Below are 10,476 nucleotides of genomic sequence, written 5' to 3'. Positions count from 1 at the left end.
CAGGACTGTCTGCGGGGCCACCGTGATGGGGACTCTCCTCGCCCTCCGCCGGCGTCGCGAATCCTCAGTGCCGGCTCTCTCGGTCGGCGTGTGCCTCGGCGAGGAGGAGGTAGCTGCTGGCGGTCCAGGTGTAGGCGCGGTCGCGCAGGCCCGTGCCGGTCAGGGCGTCGAAGTTCTCGGCGAAGCCATGGGTCTCGCACAGGGCGCGGAAGCGGGCGCTGATGTCGTCCGCCAGTCGGTGGTGGCCGGCGCGGCGCAGGCCGTCCTCGATGAGGACCGTGGCGGGGGCCCAGATCGGGCCGCGCCAGTAGCCGTCGGAGAGGTAATGCGGCGAGGTGGGCAGCTCGGTGGCCAGGCCGTACGGGGTCAGATGGGCCTCGATGCGGTCGGCCAGCACTCCGCTGATCTCGTCCGGCAGATGCTCGCCCAGCACGATGGGCATCAGGTCGAGGAGGCTGGAGCTGTGCCAGGTGTCGCCGCTGTCGACTCCCCGGGCGACGAACCGGTCGCCGGTCCAGAGCTGGTCGAGCATCGCCTCCTGGGTCTCCTCGGCGGCCCGCGTCCAGCGGCGGGCATCGTCAGATCTGTCCAAGTACCCGGCCAGATCGGCCAGTTCGCGGAGCTGGAGGACGAGGAAGGCGGCCAGGTCGGCGGTGACGACGACGCGTTCGGGGTCGAAGGTGGTGGCGTTGTCCCAGCCGCTGTCGTTGCCGTGCTGGTAGTGGGGCAGTGCGGCGCCGGAGGCGCGTCGGGCGGTGAGCCAGAAGTCCGTCCAGCGTTCCAGTCTGTCGTACGTCTCGGCCAGTTCCGCCCGAGTGAGGGGCGTGGTCAGCCGGCGGCGCAGGTGGCCGAAGGCCCAGCCGTGGACCGGGGGTTTGACGAAGTTGTGCAGGACCTCGGAGTGGGTGACCGAGTCGGGCAGCGCTCCGGCCTCGTCCTGGTGGTCGAAGGGCAGGTGGTACTGGTCCCGGGCCAGTTCGGGGCGCCCCGGGGCCAGGGCCAGGGCGTTGAAGCAGTGGTCCCAGCTCCAGACCTTGTCCATCCAGTGCTTGGACATCAGTACCGCCGGTCGGGTGACCAGCCCCGCCGGGCGTACGGTCGCGGACCACACGACGTAGGCGGCGAGTTCGGCGGCCGGGGTGGCGGACGAGCGCCAGGGGGCGACCGTGTCGACGAAGTCCGCGAAGGAGTTCCGCGCCGCCTCGACGATCTTGCCGAAGGTCGTCGCCGACGCGTACGACGGGCGGGCGGTGTCGAGTTCCTCGACCGCGATCTCCCAGGAACCGTCCGCGGCGATGGTGAGGCCGCGGTCGGCACTGCCCAGGGCCTGGCCGCCGAAGGTGTCGGTCACCGTGCCGGAGAGCACGGTGACGCGATAGCGGCGTCCCGTCTCGTACGACGTGAACACGTACGCGCCGACAGCCGCGTCGTGGAAGAAGTACGTGCCGCTGAACGGGGTCAGCGTCCCGGCCGCCGCGGACACGCGCAGCGACAGCCCCGCCCCGCGCAGACGTACGGTGTCCGGCGACTCGTAGGCGAGGTCGACGCGGCCGGCCGCGCTGATCCAGCTCAGCAGGCCCGGGGTCGCCTCCACCCTGGTACGGGCCCGCTCGCCCGTCGTGGCGTCGAGCGGTACGAGGCGCAGGACGGCGTGCATTCCGTTCTGATGGGAGACGAGGTGGAGGTCTTCGGCGTAGGTCTTCTCCGCCACCACGGGGGAGATGTCGAACCAGGATCCGTAGGTGCTGAACGGGATGTCGTGGACGGCGAAGGCCGGGCCGGATCGGTCGGCGGTCATAGCGAGTCACTCGATTCTCGGGCAAGGGTGGCCGACCGTCCGGCGCGCGGACGGACGAACGGACGGTGGGGCCGTGGCGAAGGTGGAACCCTCAGTCCTTCACCGCACCGGCGGTCACACCGGCGGCGACGTACCGCTGGGCGAGGACGAGGATGACCGCGGCGGGCAGCGAGGCCACGACGGCGGTGGCCATGATGGCGTTCCACTCCTGGTTGTTGTTGCCTATGTAGTGGTAGATGCCGAGGGTGATGGGCTCGTGGGCGCCGCCGTTGACGAGGGTGCCGGCGAAGACGAAGTCGGACCAGGACCACAGGAACGCGAACAGGGACACCGTGACGACGGCGTTGCGGCTCATCGGCAGCACGATCGACCAGAAGGTGCGCAGCGGTCCGGCGCCGTCCGTCTTCGCCGCCTGGAGGAGTTCACCGGGGATGCCGGACATGAACGCGGTGAAGATGAGGACGGCGAAGGGGACGGCCAGGGTGGAGTCGGCGACGATCAGACCGGGGACGGACTGGAGCAGGCCGAGGCTGAGGTAGATGGCGTAGAAGCCCATCGCCATGATGATGCCGGGGATCATCTGGGCGGCCAGCAGCAGGAAACCCAGCACACCGCCGCCGCGCGGGCGCAGCTTGGCCAGCGCGTAACCGGCCGGCGCGGACAGGGCCACGGTCAGTACGACCGTGCCCAGGCCGATGACGAAGCTGGTGCCGAGGTAGGGCAACTGTTCGTCGAGGACGGTGCGGTAGCCGGCCAGGGTGCCATGGATCGGCAGCAGGTCCGGGGGGCTCTTGCGCATGTCCTGGTCACGGGTGAAGGACACGTTCAGCATCCAGTAGACCGGGAAGAGCATGATCCCGGTCAGCAGCAGACCGACGGCCGTCTTCCACCACGTACGCTCACCGCTTCGGCTCATGACAGTGCCTGCTTTCTCTGCACCCGGACGTGGATGAGGCCGAACACCAGGGCGGCGACCACGAGCAGGTTGCCGACGGCCGCGCCCGGGCCGAAGGCGGGCAGCAGATTGCCGAAGCCGAGCTGGTAGGACCAGGTGGCGAAGGTCGTGGACGAGTCGGCGGGACCGCCCTTGGTCATGATCCAGATGATGTCGAAGACCTTGAGCGTGTAGACGAGGCCCAGCAGCAGCGTGATCGCGGACACCGGGCGCAGCAACGGGAAGGTGACGCGCCAGAAGCGCTGCCAGGCGTTCGCGCCGTCGAGGGCCGCCGCCTCGTACAGCGAGTTCGGGATCGACTGCAGACCGCTGTAGAGCACGACCAGGTTGAACGGGACACCGATCCAGATGTTCGCGATGATCACGGAGGTCAGTGACCACGACGGTGAGGTCAGCCAGTTCACCGGGCCGACGCCGAGGGCGTGCAGGGCGGCGTTGACGACGCCCGATTCGCTGTTCAGCATCCACGACCAGGTGGAGGCGGACACGATCAGCGGCAGCAGCCAGGGCACCAGGAACAGGGCGCGCAGGGTGGCCGACAGCCGGAAGTGCTGGTTGAAGAAGACCGCGAGGGCCAGGCCGATGGCGTACTGGAAGACCAGGCACACGGCGGTGAACACCACGGTGTGGAACAGGGCGGGGGCGAAGGTCGGGTCGTCGAGGACGGTGCGGTAGTTCTGCAGGCCCGTGAACGGGGCGTCGCCCTGGACGAAGGAGCGGACGGTGTAGTTCCGCAGGCTCAGGTCGATGTTGCGGTAGAGCGGATAGGCGTAGAAGAGTGCGAGGTAGAGGGTCACCGGGGTGAGGAAGGCCCAGGCGGTCCCCTGCTGGGAGATGGGCCGGCTCCGTGGCGGGGGCGGTGCGGCGGGGGCCGCGCCTTTGGCCTCGGGCACGGGCCGGCGGTGCGGCACTTGTGTCGTGTGACTCATCAACGGGCCCTCGCGTGCGGTCACTTGACGGCGGACTGGGCGGCGGTCAGCGCGTCCTTCGGGGACTTCGAACCGCTGAGCGCGGACTGGACGGCCTTCCACAGCTGCTCGGAGATCTTCGGGTACTTGGTGCCCAGGTCGTCGCTGGTGCGTCCCTTGGCCGCCTTGACCGCGTCGACCCAGGGCTTCAGCTCGGGGTTCGCCGCCACCTGCTTGTCCTGGACCTCACCGGTGGGCGCCACGTAGGACAGGGTGGTGTCGGTGTCGTACAGGTTCTGGGTGCTGGTCAGGCAGGTCGCCAGCTTCTGGGAGGTGGCGTAGCGGCCGGTGTCGCCCTGGACCGGGATGGTGACGAGCTCGCCGCCGGTCGGGGCGGCGGCGTTGCCACCGGACACGGCGGGGATGGGCAGGACGCCGTAGTCGAAGCCGGCCTTCTCGGCGTTCGCGAGCTGCCAGGTGCCGTTCTCGGCGAAGGCGTAGTCGCCGCTCGCGAACTCCTGCCAGCTGGTGGTCTGGGTGTTGTTGAGCACCGAGTTGGGGGCGTAGCCCTTCTTGAGCCAGTCCTGCCAGAGGGACAGCGCGGAGACGGCTTCGGCGGAGTCGAGGTCGGTGAGCTGGGCGCCCGCGCCCCAGAACCAGGGCAGGAACTGGAAGCTGCCCTCCTCGGTACCGATCGCGGAGAAGGTGATGCCCTTCTTGCCGGCTTTCTCGACCTTCGCCAGCGCCGCCGTCAGCGACTTCCAGTCCTTGATGGAGCCGATGTCCACTCCGGCTTCCTTCAGCACCTCCTTGTTGTAGTAGAGGGCGAGGGTGTTGGCGCCGACCGGCGTTCCATAGGTCTTCCCGCCCGACTGGCCGGCCGCGAGCAGGTTGGGGTCCACTTTGGAGGTGTCCAGTTCGTTGTCGTCGGTCGTGGTGAGCACGCCCGCCTCGGCCAGGGTCGACACCACCGGGTTGTCGACGATGAGGACATCCGCGGAGTTGTCCTGCTGCGCCGCCAGCAGCGCCTTGTTCGACAGGTCGCTGGTGTCGAAGGCGGTCCGCTTGATCTTCACACCGGCCTCGGTGCCGCAGTCGTCCAGCAGCTTCGCCCAGGCCGAGCCCTTGTCGAACTGCGGGTACGGGTCCCAGATGGTGTACGTGCCGCTGTCCGCCGCGCTCGTCCCGGTGCCGCCCGAGCCGGAGCCACAGGCGGTGGCACTGGTGGCGACGGCCAGGGCGGTCAGGGCTGCGGCGGTCAGACGGCGGTGTCTGGAGAGGATGTTCATTGTGGGTTCCTTCGTTTTTGGCATGCGGGTGCCGTGGGGCAGGGGTCGCTGAGGGCGAGAAGTCACTGAGGGCGAGGGGTCGGCTCAGGGCGACGGGTCGCTGAGGGGTAACGGATTGCTGGGGGCCAGGGGTCGCCGGCGGCAGCAGGCTGCCGGCGACGACGGGTTACTGAGCGCGGGCACGCCGAACAGCACCGGCGCACGGTTCGAGCGTCCGACGGACGAGACAGAGGAGCGGGGATTGAGGGTGGAGCGCGGTCAGGGTGTCGTATCGGATGTGACGTCCGGGGTGGGCAGGGCCCCCGCGGGCCCGGTGCTGGCCCGCAACGAGATCGGCGGCGCGAGGAGATGGTGCCGGGGCGGTCCGCCGGGATGGTCGAGCCGCTCCACCAGCAGGTCGACGGCGCGCCGCCCCATCTCCTCCGCCGGTACGTCCGCCGCGGTGAGCTGCGGGGTCACCGTCTCCGCCCAGCGGCCGGCCACGACGCCGGTGACGGAGAAATCGCGGGGCACATGGCGGCCCGCCTGGGCGAGCCCCCGGTAGAGGCCGCCCAGAGCGGCCTCGTTCAGTGTGACGAGGGCCGTGGTGGCCGGGTCGTCGTGCAGGATCCGCTGCACACAGGTCTGGCCCGAGGCGGCGTCGTCCCCGCAGCAGTACGTCCGGGCCGTCAGCCCGCGCTCGGCCGCGGCCTTGGTGAAGCCGTCCAGGCCGCGGTGCGCGGACTCGTAGCCGGTCCGCAGCAGTTGCTCGGGACGGTTGACGAACGCCACTCGGCTGTGGCCGAGGTCCGCCAGGTGGTGGACGCATGCCTCCACCAGCGCGGTGTGGTCCAGGCCGACCCACCAGCCGCTCTCGGGATGGGCGGTGCGGCCGATGGCGACGGCGGGGAAGTCCAGCGCGGCCAGGTGTTCGACCCGGTCGTCCTCCAGTCTGATCTCCATCAGGATGGCGCCGTCCACCCGCCTCTCCCCCAGCAGCCGCTGGAACGAGCGGTCGCTGTCGACGCCGCTCGGCGACAACAGCACGTCGTAGTCGTATGCCGCGGCGGCCTCGACGACGCTGCCGATGAAGTCCAGTTGCATCCCGGTGTAGTGGTTCCCGGCCGGCGGGAAGACCAGGCCGATCGTGCTGGTCCGGCCGTTGGCCAGGGCGCGTGCGCTCGCGTTGGGCCGGTAGCCCAGCTCGTCGATGACCCGCTGGATCTTCTGGCGGGTGTCGTCCGACACCGGGCGCTTGCCGCTCAGCGCGTAGGACACGGTGCTCCGCGAGACACCGGCCCGTCGGGCGATCTCACCGATGTTCACGGCGACTCCTTGCTCGAACCGGTTCGACACCTCGGAGGAGGGAGCGCCCGCCGGTCGTGGGGACGTGGGGTGGAGCGAGAGGCGAGAGCCGGTCGTCGAACCGGTTCGCGTGAAGCGACGGTAGGAACTGCCCGGTCACCTGTCAACACCCCCGACGACACGTCCGTGACCCGGACAAGCGAACGGTGGTTCCTTGTGCCGCAGGGATTGCTGGCCGGGTTTCCCGGTGCTAGCTTCGCCGAACCGGTTCGATGAAGCGATCCTTCCGGCAACCGGGGACCCGATCCGCATCTCCCGCGAAACGCGAGGTCGCCACCCCTGCCGCCTCGAAGGTTCCCCCTGCCACTGGGAGCTGTGATCGAACCGGTTCGATCCGCCCGCCTCGGACTCTCCTCACCGGAAACGGCATGGGGACGAGCAGCCGACCGAAGTGGGCCGACCGGAACTCCTGACGCTCCCGGAACCCCTGACTCCCAAGGATTGAGGACGCGATCCATGCCATCCGCTGACAGATCCGCCCGGCGCCGAGCCCCGGCCGCCATGGCGCTGGCCCTCGGCGCGGGCCTGCTGGCCGCTCCCGCCGTCCCCGCTCAGGCGGCCGACGCTCCCCAGCCCATCGCCCACTACACCTTCGACCAGGACGACCTCGCCTCCGGCAGGATCACCGACAGTTCCGGCAACGGTCTGACCGCGGCCCTGGTGAACGGCTCCACCGCCCAGTCCGTGGCGGGCACGGGCGGAGGCAGGGCGCTGGCCCTGCCCGGCGGGGCACCCACCTCCAACGGCGCCTACGTCCGTCTGCCCCGCGAAGTGATCGGCGACGCGACCGACCTGACGGTCTCCGCCCGTGTGAAGTGGAGCGGCGACCAGTCTTCCTGGCAGCGGATCTTCGACCTGGGCACCAACACCACCAAGTACCTCTTCAGCACCCCGTACAACAACAGCGGGCTGTTCCAGACCTCCGTGACCACCGGCGGAGGCGGCGCGGAGACACAGGTCCGCGGCTACGCGATGCTTCCCGCGAACGAGTGGCGGACGGTCACCGTCACCCTCGACACCACCGCCGGCCGGCTCACCACGTACCTCGACGGTGTGGCGGTCTCGTCCGCCGCGACCGGCATCAAGGCCAAGGAACTGCTGGACGCCTCGGCCACGGCCGCCGGCTACATCGGCAAGTCCCTCTGGCCGGACCCGCTGCTCAAGGGCGCGATCGACGACTTCACCGTCTGGCACTCGGCACTGAGCGCCGAGCAGGTGGCCGGTACGGTCGGTGCCGTGCCGACTCTCCAGGAGCTCTCGAAGACGTCCTTCGACATCCGTACGACCACCGGAACCGCCCCGTCCCTCCCGGCCACCGTCCGCTCCTCCTTCTCCGACGGCTACGACCGCGACACACCGATCGCCTGGGACGCCGTACCGCCCGAGAAGTACGACCGGCCGGGGACGTTCACGGTGGCGGGAACGGCAGCCGGACGCGCGGTGAAGGCGACCGTCGCCGTGGTCCGCGAGGGGCAGCTCACCGTCGACCTCGGCTCGGACACCGGCAGGTTCCACGGCGGCGCCTCCGGCACGCTCTACGGCGTGTACGGACCGGACGTCCCCACGAACAACCTCATGGAGGGCATGGGCCTGCGCACGGTCTCCACCAAGGCTCAGGACGGTCCGCAGCACCCCGGTGCCGACGCGCTGGAGGTGGTGAAGCCGCTGGCCGACTCCACCGACGGTGATGTCTACATCTACATGACCGACATCCACCGCGGCTTCCCCTACCAGTGGCCGGGCGACACGCCCCAGGAGAAGCTCAAGCTCTACGAGGAGAAGATCGCGAAGCAGGTCGACCAGGTCCTGCGGCTGCCGAAGCAGTACCAGGACAACGTCGTCTTCGTGCCGTTCAACGAGCCCGAGGGCAACATGTTCGGCACCGGCGAGTGGAGCTACAACAAGGTCAGCTGGCTGAGCGACCCGGACGACTTCTTCGCCGCCTGGGACTCCGCCTACAAGCTCATCAAGAGCAAGATGCCCGACGCCCGGATCGCCGGCCCCAACACCAGCGTCCTGTACGACCAGGTGAAGGGCTTCCTCACGCACGCCCTGGCCGCCGGCACCCTCCCGGACGTCGTCACCTGGCATGAGCTCAGCCACCCGGAGGCGGTGCGCGCGAGCGTCGCCAAGTACCGGTCGTGGGAGAAGGAGCTGTTCAAGGGCACCGACAAGGCGGGCACCCAGCTCCCGATCAACATCAACGAGTACGCCTTCAACTACCACACCTCGGTCCCCGGCCAGATGATCCAGTGGGTCTCCGCGATCGAGGAGTCCAAGGTCGACGCCGACATCGCGTACTGGAACATCGACGGCAACCTCTCCGACTCCGCGGTGCAGTCGAACCGCGGCAACGGCCAGTGGTGGCTGCTGAACTCGTACGCCTCGATGAGCGGCCACACGGTGACGGTGAGCCCGCCGTTCCCCGGCGAGAACTACACCATGCAGGGCGTGGCCACGCTCGACGAGAAGAAGAAGCAGGCGCGGCTGATCTTCGGCGGGTCCACCGGCAAGGGGCACATCACCTTCGACAACGTCCCGAGGAAGGTCTTCGGGGACCGCGTACACGCCTGGGTGCGGGAGATCGAGTGGAGCGGGCAGGTGGGCGACTCGTCCGGCCCGAAGCTGCTCACCGAGACGAACCTGAAGGTCGGTGACGACGGCACGGTCGTCGTCGACTTCGGCGACGGCGCGCTGCCGAAGCTGAAGGAGTCCTCGGCGTACGAGATCGTTCTCAGCCCGGCCGGGAAGGCGAGGGGCACGCAGTCACCGCCCGCGCGCTGGCAGGCGTCGTACGAGGCGGAGGACGCCGCCCACACCGGGTCCGGCTACTCGAAGAACGGGCCGGAGGGCTCACCGCGCGATGTGTCGAAGTTCTACACGTCCGGCGGCTACAACGTGGGCGGTCTGCGCACCGGCTCGGACGTCACGCTCGACTTCACCGTGGACGTGCCCGAGGACGGCACCTACGACCTGAGCGTCTTCGCCAACTCCCTCAACACCTTCGACAAGGTGAAGGAGCAGGGCCCCACCAATGTCTTCCTGCGCGTGGACGGCAAGGCGGACAGCGAGCAGGAGCTGTATCTGCCGCTCGGCTACAAGTGGGTGGTCTGGGACCACACCGACACCGACACCGAGGTGAAGCTCACCAAGGGCAAGCACACCCTCACGCTCGCCGCCAAGAGCGCCGACGGCAAGCGCGCCACCAAGGGCGACGCCATCGTCGACCGCCTCACACTCACCCTCCCCGAGGCGTCGGCCGCCACCCAGGTGTACGAGGGCGAGCTGGCCTGGCTGGGCGGCGGGGCACAGCCCGTCCACGAGCTGCCGAAGCAGGTCGGAACCCCCGCCACCGGCTCGGGCGCGGTCCAGCTCAAGAAGGGCCAGACCGCCACGTTCTGGGTCTACTCGCCCGCCGACCGTGAGGCCACCCTCAGGGTCGACACCCTCGGCGCCGCGAACGCCCGGCTCTCCGTCAACGGACACGACGTCCTGCGCCTGGCCAAGGGCAAGCGCGGCGTCGCGGTCTCCCTCTCCGGCGGCGTCAACAAGGTGACGCTGACCGGAGGTTCGTCCGCCACCCTCGTCGACCGCCTCACGGTCACACCCACCGAGGGCACGCTCAAGGAACGTACGTACGAGGCTCAGGACGCCGAGCTCGCGGGCTCGGCCACGCTGACCCCGCTCTCCCTGGCCACCGACGGCACGGCGATCACCGGCATCGGCGGCGACCCGGGCAACGGCAACACGGCGACGTTCACCGTCTCCGCCGACCGGGCCGGCCTGTACGCGCTGCGCATCCGCTACTCCAACCCCGAGCAGTCCGAAGCAACCCACTACAACCCGGACCCGCTCGCCCGGCACGCCGACATCACCGTCAACGGCGGCGAGACGCGGCGCGTCGGGTTCCCGCACAGCTTCCACCAGAACAACTTCTGGGAGCTGACCGTCCCGGTCCACCTCGGCAAGGGGCAGAACACGATCGTCTTCCGCTCCGAGGAACTGCCGAACTTCGACGGCACCACCTACGCCTCGGACACCTTCCCCGGGGTGCTGCTCCGCTCCCGCTACGCGCCGCTGATCGACCGGATCACCGTCGCACCGTATGCGCGAGAGGTGCGGTGAGGTAGTCCCGGCAGGCGTGGGCCCACTCCACCGCCGGTGCCCCCGGCAGGCGCCCGG

The 10,476-nt window shown here is 69.6% G+C and carries 6 protein-coding genes; 1 reads left to right on the top strand and 5 read right to left on the bottom strand.

Features of this window, described 5'->3' with window-relative positions:
• Positions 1 to 64: 64 nt before the first annotated feature.
• The 5 genes from STRIP9103_RS28100 to STRIP9103_RS28080 all read right to left on the bottom strand — a co-directional run bounded on the left by STRIP9103_RS28100 (position 65) and on the right by STRIP9103_RS28080 (position 6,255).
• Positions 65 to 1,798 carry an amylo-alpha-1,6-glucosidase gene (locus tag STRIP9103_RS28100; RefSeq protein WP_009325363.1) on the bottom strand — a complete coding sequence of 578 codons (1,734 nt, stop codon included), beginning with the start codon at positions 1,796 to 1,798 and terminating at the stop codon, positions 65 to 67.
• Between the two features lie 91 nt (positions 1,799 to 1,889).
• Complete coding sequence (locus STRIP9103_RS28095) at positions 1,890 to 2,714, bottom strand: carbohydrate ABC transporter permease (RefSeq protein WP_009325359.1); 825 nt, start codon at positions 2,712 to 2,714, stop codon at positions 1,890 to 1,892.
• Entirely contained in the window at positions 2,711 to 3,682 is a 972-nt protein-coding gene (locus tag STRIP9103_RS28090) for a carbohydrate ABC transporter permease (RefSeq protein ID WP_048821117.1), read from the bottom strand. Before STRIP9103_RS28090 ends, STRIP9103_RS28095 begins: the two co-directional genes overlap by 4 nt.
• Positions 3,683 to 3,702: 20 nt before the next feature.
• Positions 3,703 to 4,950, bottom strand: coding sequence for a sugar ABC transporter substrate-binding protein (locus STRIP9103_RS28085; RefSeq protein WP_009325361.1), 1,248 nt, complete (start codon positions 4,948 to 4,950; stop codon positions 3,703 to 3,705).
• A gap of 258 nt (positions 4,951 to 5,208) precedes the next feature.
• The gene (locus tag STRIP9103_RS28080; RefSeq protein ID WP_009325357.1) at positions 5,209 to 6,255 is read right to left on the bottom strand and encodes a LacI family DNA-binding transcriptional regulator; all 1,047 of its coding nucleotides are present in this window, start codon (positions 6,253 to 6,255) and stop codon (positions 5,209 to 5,211) included.
• A gap of 495 nt (positions 6,256 to 6,750) precedes the next feature.
• Here STRIP9103_RS28080 and STRIP9103_RS28075 point away from each other — a divergent pair, with 495 nt between their 5' ends.
• Positions 6,751 to 10,419 carry a LamG-like jellyroll fold domain-containing protein gene (locus STRIP9103_RS28075; protein ID WP_009325367.1) on the top strand — a complete coding sequence of 1,223 codons (3,669 nt, stop codon included), beginning with the start codon at positions 6,751 to 6,753 and terminating at the stop codon, positions 10,417 to 10,419.
• The last annotated feature ends 57 nt before the right edge of the window (positions 10,420 to 10,476 follow it).

Source organism: Streptomyces ipomoeae 91-03 (genome assembly GCF_000317595.1).
Classification (GTDB): Bacteria; Actinomycetota; Actinomycetes; order Streptomycetales; family Streptomycetaceae; genus Streptomyces; species Streptomyces ipomoeae.
Note: the sequence above shows the minus strand (reverse complement) of the source record. Positions and strands in the feature narration are given on the sequence as shown.